Source organism: Okeania sp. SIO2B3 (assembly GCF_010672525.1).
Classification (GTDB): domain Bacteria; phylum Cyanobacteriota; class Cyanobacteriia; order Cyanobacteriales; family Microcoleaceae; genus Okeania.
The window spans coordinates 40,362-58,809 of the sequence record NZ_JAAHGH010000032.1; the positions used below are offsets into that span (position 1 = coordinate 40,362).

Below are 18,448 nucleotides of genomic sequence, written 5' to 3' on the forward strand. Positions count from 1 at the left end.
GGCAAGCTCAACAAAAAAGTAGAACTTGAGCATCTCAAATAGGGGAGACTACTCTCCTATTTCCTCATACATTATTAATTAGGGATTGCTGATTAAATCTCAAAGCATTTGCATATAAAGGTTTTCGGCTTTTTAGAGCGAAAAAAGTGCCTGGTTTTCAGCTCTTCATGCTCAGGCATGGAACACATTTTGGGCAAGAGTTGGGCAAAAAAATTACTCCCCTACTCCCCTACTCCCTAAAAAGACTTTTTCAGCAAACCTTAATTATATTAGTTATGAGGCTATACTATTTCTAAATATAAAATTATACAAGAACTACTGAATAATTAGGAGCCAACCTAAAGTGAACCAGATGCAAAAGTTAAATTCACAACAGCTGCAACTTGAAGTATCTCGTCTTAACGAAGAATTACAAATGCGAGACCAATTAATTCAACAATTGTCTCAAGAACTTTTTCGATTAGTTAAGGGAAATACAAGTATAGTACCAACATCAACAGTTCCTGAAAGTTACCAATCTCAAATGCAAAGCTTAAAGGAACAACTCAATGAAGTTGAACAACAAGTAAATTTTTATCAAGAACAAATTGCTGAACGAGATGCAGAAGTATATAATTTACGCCATTCTGTGCAAGAGTTAACAGACCGCTCCCAAATGTTAGAACAAGTAGTACAAGAGCTACCAGAAGTCTATCGTCAAAAATTCTCCGAACGACTTGCAGAAGTACTTGAGAAAGTGGAAACTTTGCAAAAGGAAAATCGTCAATTACACGCAGAATTACAAAGCGTTAGTTATCGTCTAGCAGTGAGAAATCGTCGTGCTAATGGCCTAGACTTACCTGCTTTTGGCCAGGGACAAACAGGTTCTTCTGTAGAAATGCCGACCTTTGGAAATGCTTAATTTAAGTAAATATTTGCTGAGATAGGTAACAAACTTTATCTTAGCATTATTATCAAGTTTTACCTCAAGAGAATAGTGTTTTTATAATTAGTGAACTGCGATAAAATCCTATTGATTTTAATTTATAAGAACGGCTCAGTTACTATTACATTTAGAATCTGAGCCGATAATTTTAAATTTGCTTAACTTAAGCAGTTAGTAATTTTTTATGAGAATCTAAAAAAATATCATCAATAGTATCAAAAATTTGAAAGACCCTATCTAACTGAGTAATTTCAAAGACCAATCTAACTGTGGGATTAAGGCTACAGATAGCTAGACTATAGCCATGTTCACGAGCCTTTTTTAAACCAATAACTAATGCACTTAAACCAGAGCTATCTATAAACTCTACATTGCCCATATCAATAATCCAAAGATTATATTTTTTTTCTAGTAAAGATACGAATTCCTGCTTAATCGCATTTGCTCCAGCTAAGTCTAAGCGGTGATTCGGAATTATAATCGTATGTTGACTGACATCAATAGCTTTCATAGGTATCACCTTTAATTAAAAGGAAAAAAAATAATTTTTGACTTTGCTCTGAAATATAAGTTGCTTTAGATTGAAGATCGTTCACTACACCCTAATTATTCACAATCCAAAAGTTGTAACTATACACAGGAAATTCACTTTTCTAGGAATAGAGTTTCCTGTATAAAATACAAAATTGACAATAATTACTATCAATTATAGTGCAAGTTGTTAACTTTTGTTATATATTTAAAAGTTATTGCGTACATTTATGAATTATCTATAATCTATAAAGACCACTTGAGTGATAAATAAGTTCCCTTGACCGAAAAATTGTGGGTATACGCCTCCCCTTTTAAGGGGATAATAAGCGCTCCAGGGATGGCGTTAGCGGAGCGGCTCTGTCAAGAGCAGGTCTCGGAGCCATATCCAATCGACTCCTGTGAAGAAAAATTTTCATTATTAGTCAATCCTCTTCTTTTCAAGGAGAGGTAATTATTCATTATTCATTATTCATTATTCATTGTTGAAATATAACTACTGGTCTATCAACTTTGAAATGATGGATAGATTTTGTAACGTGTAATTTTTGGGCAATGCTTTTCAAGATTGGCCAATCATCAAAACCATCTTTACTGAATAATTAAGGTTTCAAGCCTCTCTCTCCTTGTAAAGGAGAAAAAAGCGGTCGAGGAATGGCGTTTTGCTCCGCAATATGTAAAGCAAAGTGGCTCTGTCACTATTCGGGTCTCCTCGCTGGCGGACCATCAACCAAGATAAAAGAAAAAATTTTCACGCTCCGCGTCAATTCTATCCGTTTTCAAAGAGAGGTAATTGTTAATTATTAATTGTTGAAGGACCACTATCCCCCAATAAAATATAAAAAAATGATAAACTCTATTGAGTTCGCTTAAACATTACCCTATAATGCACTTGGAATTTGTATCATTAGAAACAATTCAATTAATAGCCCATAAATACGGCTATCTAGCCATTTTTTTAGGAATAGCCCTCGAAAATGCAGGAGTCCCCTTACCTGGAGAAACAGTGACACTCGTAGGTGGTTTTCTTGCAGGTAGTGGGGAATTAATTTATAGATATGTACTTAGCTGTGCAATTATAGGTGCAGTATTCGGCGACAGTTGTGGATATTTGATTGGTAAGTATGGTGGCTGGCCATTTATGTTGAAGTTAGGTCAGATATTTCGGATTAAAGAAGAAAAACTGATAGACGCGAAAAATCAGTTTAGTAAAAATGCAGCTAAAGCAGTATTTTTTGGTCGGTTTATTACATTACTACGGATTTTTGCTGGCCCTTTGGCGGGAATTGCTCAAATGCCTTACTGGAAATTTTTATTATGTAATGCTAGTGGAGCGACTATTTGGGCATTGACAATGGTCAGTTTATCCTTCTTTTTGGGACAAGTTGTACCTCTAGAAAAATTAGTATCTTGGGTTGCACAATTTGGTGTGGGTGCTTTGGTATTAGTGGTAGCTTGGATTTTGATTCCTATTTGGTTAGAGTCTTTGAAAAAAGGAAAAGAAAATATAGGTTGATAATTTACGGTGGAAAAGTCATTTCAGTTACAAGTTAAACATCTAATATTTTTTTTAGTCAACTATTGCATTCGGGCAACAATTCTTTCTTCCCATTCAATCGCTTCTGACTTAATATTAATCATAAAAATCATAAATAAGCTCTTTAGTCAGCTGTTCATTTACTACCTGAAATTTTGAAAGGTTTTTGTCCCTCGAATATATATTAATTACTGGATTTAGCAACACCAATATTTCCATTAGTTGAGATTTAGATATGAAGAGATAAGTTTTGATGTTAATTGCTCAAGTTAAGATATACTAAGTATCATAAAAATTTTGTGAAAAAGGTAGGTAGATTTTATGGAATTAGCAATGTTATTGGCAAAACTGCCAGAAGCTTACTCAGTTTTTGACCCGTTAGTTGATGTTTTACCAGTAATTCCTGTTTTCTTCTTGTTGTTAGCTTTTGTGTGGCAAGCAGCAGTTGGTTTTAAATAAATACTAATCTCAAAGATAGCTATCAGTTACCATAAAATTGGGTTTAAAGCCTCGCCCTTCTTGGGCGACTTTTCATATTATGACTTTTTATGTTATATTAAAATTGGTTTATAAACCCGCCTTGTCTCATAAATACTGATTAAAAGAAGATGTTTGTCGAAACTCCTTCAGTTGAGAGCTGAACTTGGGAAGCTTTCAGGTCAAGGAGCGAACTGCTCATTAAAAGCACAAATAAGCACCCATAAGAATTTTTGCTCTTGTCGCGGGAGGGCATTCCGAGACTCGTGCGCGGACGTGGAGGCAAGCGTAACCCACCCCCATCCCCTCCCGGGAGGGGAGCAAGAGGGGTGGGTGCAGCAGCCTGTGAGATGTCAACTCGCTGAAGAGCTACGGCTCGGTAGGAATACCCGCGCCTTTAGGCCGGGGAGGATGTCAATCATCTATTGATAATTTGTTTTCCAAAGTGATTTGGTGTTGCATATAGGAGGATAAAACTACTTTTAGGGAATAATTAATTGCTTATTGAAAATTAGCAATTACCAATTCTCCATTTAATATGCAACACTAATCATTTTTCTTGATTTATGTCTTTTTTCTACTTATTTATTACTGGAAAATCATTTGATTATCGTCGCTAAAAAAACTTAGATCAATCTAAGATAGATTACCAATTGTCTTTTGAAAAGCAGGTCTTTCAGATATACGTTTGATATAAGTCAAAACATGAGGATAAGAACTTAAATCCAACTTTAGCATCATAGGAATATAAGCTAAAACTGAACCTAATGCTACATCTGCTACATTGAATTCTTCACCCATTAAATAAGATTGAGTCTCAAAAATTTTATTCAATGGAGTTAATAAACGAGGAGTTTCCTTTTCACGACTTGCCTCTACAAAAATTCCCGGTCCGACAGTAGCATTAGCAAACAATACCCACTGAAAAATTTCAGCTTTCTGTTCTAAAGAATCAGGCATTTTGCCATATTTTTCTGCAACATATAACAGAATAGCTCCTGACTCCCAAAGTTTAAATTCTCCATCAACAATAGCAGGAACTTTTCCCATCGGATTAATCTCTAAAAAATCTGATTTGAGATGCTCTCCTGACTGCATATCAAGAGTAATAAATTCATAATCAGCTTCTATTTCTTCAAGATACCAATGAACGATTGATGCTCGACTACGAGCGCCACCATAAAGTTTTAGCACGACTATATACCTAATTTTTCAGAACAGTAACTTCTACAATTTTACCTAAATAAATTAACAGAAATATTAAAGAACTTTGTGAGTATATTCATGTTGCTTCACATTATCTTCTGAACTGACAATATTTTCAGCATTTAGTATCCGTTTACGCTCCAAAGAATAATTCAAATCATCACGGCGAGTCCCTAGAGGAATTAAAGATTTAACTTCTGGGTGAATTTTATATGTACGAGTAGTAGCGATCGCTCTTGAAGCAAAATTATCAGAGAATTGAGCTTCAGGAGGAAAATCTTGAGGTAGTATGGGTGTGTCCCCAGATAAAACTGCACCCAAAGTAGTCCCACAAGCTATTTGATATGAAGTAGGAATTCCTTTCACAATAGCTTCGAGAGCTGCTGAGGGTATTGGTTCAACAACTTTTACTTGAGAAACTTCACCATCTTCCTTAATAAAGCAGGTTGCCAAACCAATAACCAAATAATCATCAGTAGATAAATCTGGGGCATTGGGATAAGCAGAAACAGTTGCCATAAGCTATTCTAATTTTTAATTCTTTAGATACTAAGTCTTATTTTACCAACTTAGGGAACTCAGCCCTCAAAAAAATCTGATATTAAAATTGACCAAACCAAAATTTTGTGTAAAAATAAGCTTATGTAAGTTATTATGGTCTATCTTTTGACTAAAAATATATTAGATACTACAGCTGTACCCATAAGCTTAGTATATTTACCGAAAAATTGTGGGTATGCGCCTCCCCTTTTAAGGGGATAATAAGCGCTCCAGGGATGGCGAGGTCTCGGAGCCATATCCAATCGACTCCTGTGAAGAAAAATTTTCATAATTAGTCAATCCTCTTCTTTTCAAGGAGAGGATTGACACAAAAGTGAAATTAATTTATTGTTTCTCTTTTAAAGGAGAGGGATTTTACCTTAATTATTCGGTAATAGAACAGACCCGAACGATCAGTTAAAAATTATCTTTTCTTTTATCGGTTTAATACCCCACCGTCTACACAGCGCTTAAAATGGCTTGGGGTTTGTAGACACAAAGTGGCTTGTTGTTGATGTCCATAAGCAACTTTCCCTTCTGCCTTCTGCCTTCTGCCTTCTGCCTTCTTTAAGGTTTAACCCCAGAAAGAACTTCTAAATTCAAAGATGTCAACTTATCAAAAGCTGACTCAATTACTCGTTTACCCCTCAAAGCACCAGTATTAGCACCAGGACAGATGTACTGTAGAGTCTGTGGTGAAAATCGGTCAATCAAAAATTTAACACTCTGAAGCTGTCTAGGCCAATGAAAAGTTTTAGCAATACGCAATGGCAACGGTTGCCCTTGACTATTGGGCAACAAATGACGGCCTGTAAATAAGACCCCACCATTTTCTGAATAGTATAAACAAGAAGAACCAGGAGAATGACCAGGCGTCCAGAAAACAGTAGTATATTGACTTAAACTAAACTCTTGCTCAAAGGTTGTTACTTTAAGGTTAGGCAATAAATAGGCTTCCTGTTCTTGAATCAAAATCTCACAGTTGAAAGCTTTTTGAATCTCTTGTGCCTTGCCAATAGCACTACGATGAGTAATATACAACCACTTTACTCCTCCCTGTTCAACTAGAAACTTTTGATTGGTTTTATTATCAGCAGGACAATCAATGAGAATGTTGGTCTGATTATCTACAATAAAATAAGATGTTCCTCCTAAAGTATCCCGATTTGGCGAAAAGGCAAAAATATTTTCTAGGACAAACTGGGGATATTTAGAGACAAAAGGCTGTTGTGTCAAAGCAGTATTCTCAGATTAAAAATAAACTGAACTCATTAAACTATTATGCTCTTTTTATTGATTTTATTAGGGTTGATGACATACTTCATGTTACAACGCAGCGTAAGTAAAATTACTCGCACTCCTATCTGGATATTATGGCTAGTGATGATGACACCAGCTTTAATATGGACAACTTGGATGTTAATTTATGGTGAAAGGCAAATACCACCAGTATTAATCATCATTCCCTTTATTTTCTGTCCTTATTTATACTGGTTACTGGTGCAATGGGGACATCATCAACCCAGTCAATCAGAATCAGATCGATCCACAAAAGATAATAGTAATTCCCAGACTAAAGCAAAAATAGTTCCTACTCAAACTCTCAATCAAACTCCACCCAAACTAACAATAGATAAGGCAGAAGAAGCTAGTCTGAGAAATTGTTTTCCTTGGACAGTTTACTATCTCAGGAATCTTGAATTTAGACCTCAAGCAGTTATTTGTCGAGGTCAGTTACGCTCAAACCCAGAAAAAGCTTATCAAACAGTAAGAGAAAATATAGAAGGAAAATTTGGCGATCGCTTCCTAGTAGTGTTTCAAAATAGCTTTCAAGGTAAACCTTTTTTTGCTCTAGTTCCTAACCCCCGTGGCAAAAATGACGAAGCTCAGATTTCTCAGGAGTCTCAAAAACCTGTACTCTTGGCTTTAGGATTATTGCTCATAACTTTATTCACCACTACTTTAGTAGGAGCTAGAGAAATAGTTGGTATTTCTGAAGATGCCATACAATCTAACCCTAATTTATTAATCCAGGGTTTACCTTATGGAGTTGCTCTGATCCTGATTCTAGGATTACATGAGTTTGGCCACTACATAACAGCTCATATATACAAGATTCGTACTACTCTACCATATTTTATTCCAGTACCATTTTTCTTAGGGACTTTTGGAGCATTTATTCGGATGCAAAGTCCCGTACCTAATCGTAAATCTCTATTTGACGTTAGTATAGCAGGGCCAATTGCCGGATTAGTAGTGACAATACCATTATTAATTTGGGGTTTATCACAATCTAACATAGTTCCTTTATCTGAGGAATCAGGAATATTATCAATAGACTCTTTAAATCCCACTTTTTCTTTTTTATTAGCTGTATTAAGTAAATTAGCATTAGGTACAGAATTAACTTATAACAAAGGCATAGATTTACATCCAATAGCAGTAGCAGGTTATGTAGGTTTAGTAGTAACTGCATATAATTTAATGCCTATTGGACAACTGGATGGCGGTCATATAGTACACGCAATGTTTGGGCAAAGAACTGGGATGGTTATTGGTCAAATTTCTCGGTTTTTGTTATTACTATTAGCTTTTATAAATCAGGAATTTTTATTTCTCGCAATCTTTTTATTTTTAATGCCTCTTGCCGATGAACCTGCTCTCAATGATGTTAGTGAACTAGATAACAAACGTGACTTTTTAGGATTATTAATGCTAGGTTTATTGGTAATGATTTTATTGCCTGCACCAAAGATGGTAATACAGTGGTTAAGTTACTAAGAAGGAAGAAGGAAGAAGGAAAAAGGAAGAAGGAAAAAATAATTCTGTGCCAATTCACATAAAATTGGTATAAAACCTAAGACCTAATACCAATTTTAAAAAAGAATGCTATATTTAAGTGACACTTCAATTATTAAGTAATTAACACAGACTGAATATTTTTTTTGATAATTAGCACGCCAGTTATTGTTAATTATTCTTATTTTTACCTCTCCCTATACGGACGTTGCATAAGGGCGTCCCTACTCACTCCCCTATTTCCCCTCCTGGGAGGGGTTAGGGGTGGGTCCCCCGCAATGCGAAAATGTAGCAAACATTTATCAAATTGGTATAACACCTAAAAATTGGTACAAGAGTTAAATGATTGATTTAGAGAGTTAATTCCACTTAATCTGGAAGATAATTTATTTAAGTTGGAACGAGAAAAAAATACAGTAGAAATTGATAGATAAAAGAAAAGAAAAACAAAGGAATATTCTCTTTTTTTTATACCCTTAAAAGGGGGAGACTTTAGACGAAAATTTCTAGGTCAAGAAGGAAAAAAAAATTGAAATTTTACTTTGGTAGGGGCTATATTAACTTGAAACGAAATTATCTGAAATATAGTCTATAATTTCATACTTTTGAGCAGATATTTTCAAACTCAACAGTTGACAGTGGAAACCTCTAACTTGCAATGGAAAAGAAATGAAAGAATGCCTTTTTCAATATACAGCTAATTTCCGGAAGTGCGATATACAGTTTAAGACTAATCTATAACTTTTATGTAAGCATTCAGCCGTCAGCTATCAGTCAGCCTCCTCCGGAGGAACTACGTTAACAGCTATTGCTTTTAATTTTAAATAAAAGCTTTACTAATTGAGTCAGAATTTATACTTACGCTCTCTAGCTGGCTGAAACAGTCTATATTAATTAAAACCTCCTTCTTTTGCGCTCGAGATGACAGCTAATAGCTGTTTGGGCAGCATTCCGCAGGAAATGCTTACACTTTTATTAATTCCTTTTTACCTGTTTCCTAAAAGTATAAAACTTTGTACCTTATCAACCTGAAAACTGCTGTAAATTAATTTGATGACTAATTTAAAAAAATGGAAGCTTTTACAATCTCGGTTAGTAATTAATAATAAATGGTGTCTGGTCAGACAAGATAAAGTAGAGTTATCAAATGGTACGATTATAGATGATTTTTTTATTAATGTTAGACCAGATATTGCACTTGTTTTTCCTGTAACGCCTCAACAAGAAATTGTATTTGTGCGTCAATATAGACATGGAGTCAAAGAAGTTTTATTAGAGCTACCTGCAGGTGCTTTTAGTCCTATAGAAGAAACAGGTGAAGTTGCTGCTGCTAGGGAACTTACTGAAGAAACTGGATATATTGCTAAGAAATTAATTAAATTAGCAACTCTATATGATAATCCGGTTAAAGATACAAATTCGATTCACTTATTTATAGCAGAAAATGTTATTAAATCTCAGCAACAAAAACTTGATATTACAGAAGAAATTGAAGTAGTGCTAATACCTGTCGATGAAGTTATTAAGAGAGTATTGATAGGAGAAATAAGTGTTTCTGGAACTGTAGCAGCAATATTTTTAGGATTGGAATATTTGCACAGTTCTAAATGTTGATTTTTAACTGTGGATTAATCAGTTAAATTATTAGGTATCTATTAGGCATCTCCAATAATAAAAAATAAAATAAATTATCCCGTGGAAATTATCAATTCTTCCCCTCCTGGGAGGGGTTAGGGGTGGGTTCCCTACTCCCTACTCCCTACTCCCTCTTTTGCGGAGATATCTATGGACTCATAATCAGAACAATATTTACATGGACCGAAAGGGTTAACAGCACAACGAATCAGAGGAGACCTAGCATTGAACTTACAACTTAGGTCTCCTATGATATATCCTAATCCATCAATATATTGTTGTTCTGGTTGACTAGATATAGTTGGTATTCCTGTATAGTTTACTGCTAATCTAACAGATATAAGTCTTTGTCTAGTTCTTGCTCTAAACTTGTGAAGTATCCACAAAGAAAATATCCAAGGAGTCATTCCTATCAAAAAAATTAGTAAAATTTTAAACACATTATATTCTAATTTATTATAACTTCAGAATTACTCTCTCGCTGCTAACTAATAATATCAACGCAAAGTTATTTATCCTTTTAAGCAATAAATTTTGATTATCGGTTAATCAAAGCCTTGATGTTTGTTAGATTTGAAGAAGTAAAAGTTTTTTCCACAAGTAATATTTTTGGCATCTCACTGTCTGCTTTATTAGCAGAAGATAGATAAACAAAAGGCAATTTAATATCAGATAAATCTATCCCTACAAATATATGTAAAGATAAAGTAACAGCAACTGCTAACCAAATTTTTTCCCACATCTCACACCCTCCTTTAAATGCAATTAAAATATAGAACAATTAATTTGGAGGCTACCTTCGACAACCACTAGTTAATAATTAACTCTCCTTGAAAAGAAGAGGATTGACTAATTATGAAAATTTTTCTTTATTATCCCCTTAAAAGGAGAGGCTTTAAACCACAATTTTTCGGTAATAAATAGATATTACAAAACAAATCTACTAATTGTCTGTGACTTGAAAGTAGGTCAAATAGTGAGTTTAATCACTGTTTAATTAATAAATTAATCAAGAGCAATTAATTCAAATGATTCAGATGTAAGGTGGGGAAACTCTATAGCGCTACGCGCAAGTCAGAACTCAGAACCCAGAACTCAGAACTCAGAAGTAATTCCTGATTAACTTTGATCATTTATCAATGTCCGCGTCCTATTTGCGCAGTGCCATAGCTACATATGCCTAGTTAGTCCACTACGATCGGTTGAAGTTAAAAATGTAGAAGTTATAGCAGTCTAAGCAAAGGTTAGGATAGAATCAAAAGCTTAAAACTCAGACAATGCAAGATTTTTCTTTCTATCCTGGATAACTAAAGCCTTCTCTGCTTCTTCCTTCTTCCCTCTTCCCTCTTTCTTCTTCCTTCTTTCTTCTTCCTTCTGCTATTGAACGATAAAATTACCCCATATACCAAACATATAATGGGAGTACCTCAACTTATGCTGACAAAAATACTGGCCTTAGCTGTTGGTCTTGGTAGTTTAGCCTTATATCTGGTGGCCTTTTTCTTTCCAGAAGTCCATCGAAAAAATGATTTTATCTGGAGTGGTTTGGGTCTTTTCTATGCCTTAATATTATGGTTCTGTGCAGGTAGAATTACAGGTGCAGTGTTATTGGGTCAAGTGGCAAGTGTAGCTTTATTGGGTTATTTTGGTTGGCAAACCCTGACATTGCGTCGCCAAGTTACTCCAGTAGCAGAGCAAACAAGAGTATCTACTCAGAAAAGTACTAAAGACATAACTCAAGAACAACCAACTACTATTCCTCAAGGATCATCTGACGAAGTAGACACTATTCCAAATTCAGATATTACAGAAACAGTAACCTCTACTCAAGAGGTAGAAAATGAAGTCGAACCTGCGGAAATTGAATCTGAATTAGTATCATCTGAAACTATTTTAGACTCAAGTAATATAACACAAGATTCTGAGGTAGACACAACTGAAAGTACAACAGAAAAAAATGTCATAACAGATACGACTAAAGATTTTTCAGAAATGCCTCAGGAATCACAGAAAAGTTCATCTAAAAAAGGTGGTGGTTTTTCTCAGTTATTGACACCTGTTAGTGGTTTATTGAGTAATATTAAAAACGCAATTAAAGGTAAAGAGAGTAAAAATACAGATACAAATTCTGACTTAGTATCCAAAGAAAATCAAGTTGAGACAGAAGAATTAACCTCTACTGAAGAAGTTACTTCTGAAGTTGATAAGTTAGTTAGTGATGGAAAAGAAAATTCATCTGAGCCAGAATTTTTAGTAGAAAAAGAAACACCTGTAGTATCTGATGTAAAAAAAGAGACTACTTTAGAAGAAGTTGAGGAAGAATCAACCTTATCTTCAGATATAAAGGCTACATCTACGGATGCTGAAAAAGCCACTTTAGAGACTAATACACAAATTCTTGAAACTCAAGATAGTTCGGCTTCATCAGATGAAATAACTCCTCAAGATAGTGAAAATTTGGAAGTAAAAGATACTTCTATTTCTTCTGAGGAAAAAGAGGAAAAATCTGAAAATAAGAATTTAGAATCGGATTTATCAAAGGATATTACAGGCAAGTCAGTAGATACGTAAAGTGAAAATTGTACAGACTAAAAAATTAGTAATAACAAATACAAAATTCTCAGGGAATTTAAAGGAAAACTAGCAGATAAATTCCCTGTTTTTTTTATTGTATAGCAGAAGGAAGAAGGGAAGAAGTAAGAAGGAAGAAAGAAAAATCTGGTGTTGTCTGAGTTTTAAGCTTTTGATATGTCAAGGACTTACGCAGATACGCTATATATAGTACTCATAACTATTGTCCAATAGTTACTGGACTCTATACACAGTGTCTTTGCGTAAGTCCTGATGTCATCATCTTTGCTTCGACTGCTATAATTTTTTTTCTTAGATATATGAGGTTTTTGAGTGAGCAAAAATTCAGTAGCTAGACCTTTTTTAAAATGGGCAGGAGGTAGTGCGACTCGTTAGGTCGAAACCGCTTTAAAGCGGGGGATGGCCTGGGTTGATTTTTTTAGATCGACTACAACTGTAGAGAGTTTCTAGGTTTAAGTCCTAGCATCGAGATGTTCGATTGAATCCATTATCCCCATTAAGGAGAGTGGCGCTCGAATTAGTGAAGCGGGATAAAAAGCAGGTAATATAGCTGAAGTCAGAAGTCAGAAGTCAGAAGTCAAACTCTTGCTGTGACTAAATTTGAGAGGAGCGAGAATGTCCTAATAGTAATGGCGACTGCTATAACTAACCTATCTAAGTTAAATCCCTGCAAGGGAGGTCGAAAGGGTTAACATTGGTGAACTGATGATGGAAGCGTCGTTAGTCCAAGATGGAGATACGATAGGTCAAGTCTCTATCGAAAATATAGCAATAGACAGATAGGGCACGGACATAGTGATAATGATCTTTAGACAGGGAAATGTTTTTCCTACTATTCCCTGTTCCCTATTCCCTGCTATAGGAATGAGAATCAGAGAATTTCCTCTTTCTGATTAACATCCTTTTCTTACCCATAAGAGCATTCCTCGGCGTATAGTCAGAACCCAACCCGACCAGACAAAACCTCTACGGAACGAAGTAACCCGAATAAAGTTCTCATTGAGTAGGCTAGCCAAGCTATAAACTTTATTGGGGAAGGATGATGTCAAAAGCGAATGTCTGGAGTAATTTCCAGGATATGCAGACGGACATCCCTAAGACTAGAGAGTAGAAAATAATACCGTTTCACGGAAGTCAAAAGTCAAAAGTTAAAAGTTAAAAGTAAGATTTTATAAGCTCAAAACTTTGATGATACGGTAATTTCAGGAAATTACTTAACATTTAGGTAAAGGAGCGAAACTATTTGTGACATTTTTGAAGTGAATTGGTATTAAGTAAGAGGCAAAATGACCAATACGAGTGAAACAACTACGGTGGAAATGAAATGGAGCGATATTAACTGGAAATTGGTTAATAGAGCAGTATTTCGCCTTCAGAAAAGAATCTACAAAGCGTCGCTAAATGGTGATACCAAAACTGTCAGGAAATTACAGAAATTACTGGTAAAGTCTAAATCAGCTAAATTACTCGCAGTCAGGAAAGTAACACAGGACAATAGGGGTAAAAATATTCCAGGAATGGATGGGATAGCTAAAATAGCCCAAAAAATTCAACTGGATGGCAAAGCTAAACCTATCCGCAGGATTGAAATTCCTCAGTCAAGCAAACAGGAGAAAAGACCATTAGGAATTCCCATAATGGAAGACCTGGCTAAACAGGTATTAGCTAAAATAGCTCTGGAACCAGAATGGGAAGCAAAGTTTGAGGCTAATTTTTATGGTTTTAGACCGGGAAGAAGTGCCAAAGATGCGATCGCAGCTATCTATAGTGACATCAAAAGAAGGAGTTACTATGTTCTAGATGCTGAAATAGAAAAGTGCTTTGACCAAATAAACCATAGAAGGTTACTAGATAAACTCAATACTTATCCAGCTATGCGCCGTCAAATTAAAGTATGGCTCAAAGCAGGTGTTATTGAGAAGGATGTCTTCTACAAAACTGAAAATGGTACTGCAAAAGGTGGTGTAATTTCTCCGTTATTAGCTAACATAGCTTTACATGGAATGGAGGAGGCATTACAAGAGGTATTTTCCCAGAAATATACTACCTATGAGATACAACCCAATATCAATTTCAATCCACCTCTATTCCACAGATATGCGGATAATTTTGTCATCTTACACGAAAGCAAAAAGGTGATAGAGGAATGCCAAGAAATTATCAATGACTACTTGGAAAATATTGGTCTAAAACTAAAAGACTCAACAACAAGAGTTGCTCACACTCTAGGAGATGGAAAAGTCCAGACAGGATTTGACTATCTAGGGTTTAATATCAGGCAATATCCAGTCAAAGATATAAACAGTGCAACGGATGGAAATGGTAAAAAATTAGGGTTTAAAACTCTAATAAAACCTGCAAAGGAAGCTATCAAACGCCATACCAGAGTCCTAAAACATACAATCCGACTGTATCGCAATGCACCGCAAGAGAAATTAATAGAAATGCTAACACCTAAAATTAGGGAGTGGTGCAATTATTATGACTCTGTGGTAAGTTCAAGAGTCTTTGCAAAGATGGATAATATCTTATTTCATCAACTTCTCAGATGGGGATACTATCGTGGGCCCACGCAGGGTAAAAAGCATATAGTAAACAAATATTGGGGAGTCGATAAGGGAAAAGGATGGAAATTCATCACGCCAGACGGGAAAGTATTGCGAAACCATAAAGACACTCCCATCAAAAGAGCGATCAGACTCCAAGAGAAGAAATCGTTATTTGATGAAGACTGGGTGTACTGGAGATGATGACTTTCTTATGATTAGGACTTACGCAGATAAGCTATATATAGCGCTTGTAACTATTGTCCAATAGTAGTTAAACCCTATAAATAGTGCCTTTGCGTAAGTCCTGATTATATCAAATCCGGATAATTACTATATTCAAGTCCGCAGCAACTGTAACGGAGTGGAAGGAAGCAATCTCCGCGCACCTCTGAGATTGCTTCCTATAGTCGATAGGAACGACTATTCAACCGGATTCTATATTAGACAATAGTATAGGACTTACGCAGATGCGCTATATATAGCGTTCAAAACTATTGGACAATAGTCTTTTAACTCTATAAATAGTGCCTTGGCGTAAGTCCTGTAGTAATAGGACTTACGCACGAGGCACGAAAAAGTAAGGTTTGAGATTGCTTCCCTCTCGGTCGCAATGACCGAAATACGAGTAGTGCTGCATTGTAATGGTACAGTGGGAGCATCTTGCTCCCGTTCTAAGTGTTCCTTGTCTCCACCTATCATTATGCGAGCAGGGTTACTGAAATAAGTTCTACTGCATAAGTTCTAAGTCAGGACTTACGCAAAGACACTGTGTATAGAGTCCAGTAACTATTGGACAATAGTTATGAGTACTATATATAGCGTATCTGCGTAAGTCCTATAAGTAATAAAGAGAAGTCACAATGCTGATGAAAAGACAGAAAGGTGAATGTGCCTTATGTGGAGGATATTTTACCAGTGAAGACAGGTTGCGATCGCAAGTCAAACTAGCTAGGAGGAGCTGAATGAAGGGGAACTTTCATGTTCGGTTCTGAAGGAGAGTTTGGGATAGTGATATCTCATTCGACTCTAACAAAGACAATTATTGCCTGAATTAATCAAATATATTGATGAAAAATCTCTAAAAAAGCATACCTATTATGAACCTTTTATTGGAGGTGGAGCGCTTTTATTTGAGTTACAACCAACTACGGCAGTTATTAATGATAAAAATCCGGAATTAATTAACTGTTACGAAGTAGTTAGAGATTCATTGGATGATTTAATTGTGGAGTTAAAAAAACATCAAGAAAAAAATAGTTCGGATTATTATTATGACATGAGAAATTTAGACCGTATGTCTGAATATAAAAGTCTGTCAGCAGTAGAAAGGGCGGCTAGGATTATTTATTTAAATAAAACTTGTTACAACGGTTTATTTAGAGTTAATTCTCAAGGTCAATTCAATGTTCCTTTTGGTAGATACAAAAAACCTAATATTTTGGATGAAGATGTTTTAAAAGCTGTGAGTAAATATTTGAACAAACCTCAAGTAAAACTATTAAAGATGGATTTTGCTGAGGCTGTTAAGGAGGCAGAAAAAGGTGATTTTATCTATTTCGATCCACCTTATGATCCGGTTTCTGATACAGCATCTTTTACTGGATATGATGCTAATGGTTTTAACCGGAATGAACAGGAAAGATTGAAGCAAGTTGTTGATGATTTAACAGAGAGAGGTTGCCGAGTTATGTTGAGTAATTCTCAGACTGATTTTATTATGGATTTATATCAAGATTATCAGGATAAAATTCACATAGTTAAGGCAGCACGAAATATCAATTCTAAAGGTTTGAAAAGAGGTAAAGTTAATGAAATTTTAGTTTTAAATTTTTCAGTGTAGAGTTACCGAATAATTAATAATTAGGGTTTGCTGAAAAAGTCTTATGGGTGAGGTTAGGATACAGGAGACAACCCACCCCTCGCCCCTCCCAGGAGGGGAGAAATGGGAATGTAGAGGAGGTAGGAATTAAGTTTTGTTCCTTAATTTTTCTGCCCAACTCTTGCACAAAATGCTAGTTTTTTTGAGCTTTCTTGACCGAAAACAGGCGCACTTTTTTCAATCTAAAACAGCTAAAACATTTATCTATCAATGCTTTGATATTTAATCAGCAGAGCAATAACTATGGTTTGCTGAAAAAGTCTTATAGGTGAGGGTAGGAGACAGGAGACAGCTATACTTGAGACAGGATAAATTGGTACTTAGAGGAGGTAGAAGCAAGAATTGTAAGAATGATTTTTCTGCCCAACTATGCACCTAAAATATTAACTTTTTGAGGGTTTTAGACGTGATACTAGGCACTTTTTTCGACTCCAAAAAGGCTCAAATCTTTATCTGTAAATACTTTTAGATTTAATCAGCAAGCTCTAACTATTGGACAATAGATCAATAGAACATCAATAATCGCGAAAGAGAGCAATATAGCTGCGGAATGGATGTTAAGAACCCTACTTTGATGCAACAAAGCTACATTTCATTATTAATATCTGTACTTCATTCTTGGAATATGCTGTATATTATTTACCAAAAAATTGCGGTCTAAAACCTCCCTATAATTGGGTCTAAAACCCAGCCTTTTAAGGCGAAATTTTTTGGAGGGTTGCTTAAAAACAACTTCTGAATTTTGACTTCTGACTTCTGACTTCCCTAAAATTCAGCCTCTGGTAACCACAATAAATCTGTTACTCCGAAATCTTTACCACATTGACTAATTAAGGTAGTAAGTTGACCGCGATGATGAGTTTGATGATTGAAAAAATGTAAGAGTAAAAACCAAACTGGAAATGTACATTTTCGTTTCTGAGACTTACTTATAAAAGTCAAAGATTCAGACAAATTTTCTTCTTTTAATGAATCAATATAACTCTGAATTTCTTTGTCCGTTTTTTGATGTTATTCCCATAATAAATCAAATTCAGCAATTAATTATTATCTTAAAGATTCAATTTCAAAAGTATAATTTTCAAAACGACTTAACCACAATTTATCTGCTAATAAAATATGGTTGAGTGTGCCGTGAATTGAATTAAAAAATGCTCTCTTATCTTCCCGACGTATTTCATCGGGTATGGATGCACAAGCTTGGTAAATTTTTTCGTTCATCCATTGGTTATATTGAGATAATCTTTGAAAATAATTGGTTGTTTTCATAAGGGAGGAGTCAGGAGTCAGGAGAAAAGAAAGAAGAAGAAAGAGAAAGTTTTTTTATCACTAATTAGGGTTGGCTGAAAAAGTCTTATGGGTAAGGGTAGGAGACAACCCACTCCTCGCCCCTCCCCCTCCCAGGAGGGGAAGACAGGAGGAACGGGGAATTATAGAGGAGGTAGGAGGAAGAATAATCAAGGGATTATTCTGCGCAACTATGAGCCTAAAATGCTAATTTTTTGAACCATTACGACCTAAAAGCTTGGACTTTTTTTGACTAAAAAATGCTAAAATCTTTATATGTCAATGCTTTTAGATTAGATCGGTAAACCCTAATTATCCAGACATGATATTACTGCGTAATGTGACATACTCCCACACTAAGCTGAAGCTATAGTGTGAGCTTCTCGTTTCGCAGTCCCGGTATTCCGTCGGACTCCACGAGCTTTAAGGACGGGATGCCCCGCCGCCCTTCCAATCAAAAAGCTGCTCACCTAGGGCCGCCATCAGATTTG

Annotated in this window: 14 protein-coding genes and 1 pseudogene; 8 read left to right on the forward strand and 7 right to left on the reverse strand. The window is 35.5% G+C overall.

All coding sequences use genetic code 11. The features are described from left to right. Nucleotides 1-343 precede the first annotated feature (343 nt). The gene (locus F6K15_RS20405) at nucleotides 344-901 is read left to right on the forward strand and encodes an Npun_F5560 family protein (RefSeq protein ID WP_375341079.1); all 558 of its coding nucleotides are present in this window, start codon (nucleotides 344-346) and stop codon (nucleotides 899-901) included. Nucleotides 902-1,088: 187 nt separating this feature from the next. Here F6K15_RS20405 and F6K15_RS20410 read toward each other — a convergent pair whose 3' ends face one another. Further along, nucleotides 1,089-1,436 (reverse strand): STAS domain-containing protein, encoded by a 348-nt coding sequence (locus F6K15_RS20410; protein WP_293063686.1) that lies wholly within the window; start codon nucleotides 1,434-1,436, stop codon nucleotides 1,089-1,091. A 906-nt stretch (nucleotides 1,437-2,342) separates the two neighbouring features. Here F6K15_RS20410 and F6K15_RS20415 point away from each other — a divergent pair. Together F6K15_RS20415 and F6K15_RS20420 are read left to right on the forward strand one after the other, a co-directional pair. Next, the gene (locus F6K15_RS20415) at nucleotides 2,343-2,972 is read left to right on the forward strand and encodes a DedA family protein (RefSeq protein WP_293063687.1); all 630 of its coding nucleotides are present in this window, start codon (nucleotides 2,343-2,345) and stop codon (nucleotides 2,970-2,972) included. Nucleotides 2,973-3,314: 342 nt separating this feature from the next. Next, nucleotides 3,315-3,452, forward strand: a complete 138-nt coding sequence (locus F6K15_RS20420; protein ID WP_293063688.1) for a photosystem II reaction center protein K — start codon at nucleotides 3,315-3,317, stop codon at nucleotides 3,450-3,452. Between the two features lie 654 nt (nucleotides 3,453-4,106). Here the strand turns inward: F6K15_RS20420 and F6K15_RS20425 are convergent. The 3 genes from F6K15_RS20425 to F6K15_RS20435 all read right to left on the reverse strand — a co-directional run bounded on the left by F6K15_RS20425 (nucleotide 4,107) and on the right by F6K15_RS20435 (nucleotide 6,452). Then, nucleotides 4,107-4,664 carry a glutathione S-transferase family protein gene (locus F6K15_RS20425; protein WP_293063689.1) on the reverse strand — a complete coding sequence of 186 codons (558 nt, stop codon included), beginning with the start codon at nucleotides 4,662-4,664 and terminating at the stop codon, nucleotides 4,107-4,109. A gap of 66 nt (nucleotides 4,665-4,730) precedes the next feature. Further along, nucleotides 4,731-5,195 carry a hypothetical protein gene (locus F6K15_RS20430; RefSeq protein WP_293063690.1) on the reverse strand — a complete coding sequence of 155 codons (465 nt, stop codon included), beginning with the start codon at nucleotides 5,193-5,195 and terminating at the stop codon, nucleotides 4,731-4,733. Between the two features lie 588 nt (nucleotides 5,196-5,783). Then, nucleotides 5,784-6,452: an MBL fold metallo-hydrolase gene (locus F6K15_RS20435; RefSeq protein WP_293063692.1), complete on the reverse strand. Its 669-nt coding sequence runs from the start codon at nucleotides 6,450-6,452 to the stop codon at nucleotides 5,784-5,786. A 45-nt stretch (nucleotides 6,453-6,497) separates the two neighbouring features. On the opposite strand from F6K15_RS20435, the gene F6K15_RS20440 reads away from it, so the two are divergent. Beyond that, a complete protein-coding gene (locus tag F6K15_RS20440; protein ID WP_293063694.1) occupies nucleotides 6,498-7,997 on the forward strand; it encodes a site-2 protease family protein in 1,500 nt (499 codons plus the stop codon). Between the two features lie 1,071 nt (nucleotides 7,998-9,068). Next, complete coding sequence (locus F6K15_RS20445; RefSeq protein WP_293063696.1) at nucleotides 9,069-9,629, forward strand: NUDIX hydrolase; 561 nt, start codon at nucleotides 9,069-9,071, stop codon at nucleotides 9,627-9,629. Between the two features lie 131 nt (nucleotides 9,630-9,760). Here the strand turns inward: F6K15_RS20445 and F6K15_RS20450 are convergent, their stop codons facing one another. Then, nucleotides 9,761-10,090 (reverse strand): DUF6464 family protein, encoded by a 330-nt coding sequence (locus F6K15_RS20450; RefSeq protein ID WP_293063698.1) that lies wholly within the window; start codon nucleotides 10,088-10,090, stop codon nucleotides 9,761-9,763. Nucleotides 10,091-10,188: 98 nt separating this feature from the next. Then, nucleotides 10,189-10,392 (reverse strand): hypothetical protein, encoded by a 204-nt coding sequence (locus F6K15_RS20455; RefSeq protein WP_293063700.1) that lies wholly within the window; start codon nucleotides 10,390-10,392, stop codon nucleotides 10,189-10,191. Between the two features lie 692 nt (nucleotides 10,393-11,084). Here F6K15_RS20455 and F6K15_RS20460 point away from each other — a divergent pair. The 3 genes from F6K15_RS20460 to F6K15_RS20470 all read left to right on the forward strand — a co-directional run bounded on the left by F6K15_RS20460 (nucleotide 11,085) and on the right by F6K15_RS20470 (nucleotide 16,631). Beyond that, complete coding sequence (locus F6K15_RS20460; protein WP_293063702.1) at nucleotides 11,085-12,221, forward strand: Ycf66 family protein; 1,137 nt, start codon at nucleotides 11,085-11,087, stop codon at nucleotides 12,219-12,221. 1,307 nt (nucleotides 12,222-13,528) lie between these two features. After that, nucleotides 13,529-14,992: a reverse transcriptase N-terminal domain-containing protein gene (locus F6K15_RS20465; RefSeq protein ID WP_293063704.1), complete on the forward strand. Its 1,464-nt coding sequence runs from the start codon at nucleotides 13,529-13,531 to the stop codon at nucleotides 14,990-14,992. Between the two features lie 841 nt (nucleotides 14,993-15,833). Then, a complete protein-coding gene (locus F6K15_RS20470; RefSeq protein ID WP_293063706.1) occupies nucleotides 15,834-16,631 on the forward strand; it encodes a DNA adenine methylase in 798 nt (265 codons plus the stop codon). Between the two features lie 804 nt (nucleotides 16,632-17,435). Here F6K15_RS20470 and F6K15_RS20475 read toward each other — a convergent pair. Further along, nucleotides 17,436-17,939: pseudogene (locus F6K15_RS20475) on the reverse strand (DinB family protein). Nucleotides 17,940-18,448 lie beyond the last annotated feature (509 nt).

Bases quoted from the DNA above. Each gene is read 5' to 3' on its own strand.
- F6K15_RS20440 (WP_293063694.1), top strand. From the start codon at position 6,498: ATGCTCTTTTTATTGATTTTATTAGGGTTGATGACATACTTCATGTTA.
- F6K15_RS20415 (WP_293063687.1), top strand. From the start codon at position 2,343: ATGCACTTGGAATTTGTATCATTAGAAACAATTCAATTAATAGCCCAT.
- F6K15_RS20430 (WP_293063690.1), bottom strand. From the start codon at position 5,195: ATGGCAACTGTTTCTGCTTATCCCAATGCCCCAGATTTATCTACTGAT.
- F6K15_RS20455 (WP_293063700.1), bottom strand. From the start codon at position 10,392: ATGTGGGAAAAAATTTGGTTAGCAGTTGCTGTTACTTTATCTTTACAT.
- F6K15_RS20465 (WP_293063704.1), top strand. From the start codon at position 13,529: ATGACCAATACGAGTGAAACAACTACGGTGGAAATGAAATGGAGCGAT.
- F6K15_RS20420 (WP_293063688.1), top strand. From the start codon at position 3,315: ATGGAATTAGCAATGTTATTGGCAAAACTGCCAGAAGCTTACTCAGTT.
- F6K15_RS20460 (WP_293063702.1), top strand. From the start codon at position 11,085: ATGCTGACAAAAATACTGGCCTTAGCTGTTGGTCTTGGTAGTTTAGCC.
- F6K15_RS20410 (WP_293063686.1), bottom strand. From the start codon at position 1,436: ATGAAAGCTATTGATGTCAGTCAACATACGATTATAATTCCGAATCAC.
- F6K15_RS20445 (WP_293063696.1), top strand. From the start codon at position 9,069: ATGACTAATTTAAAAAAATGGAAGCTTTTACAATCTCGGTTAGTAATT.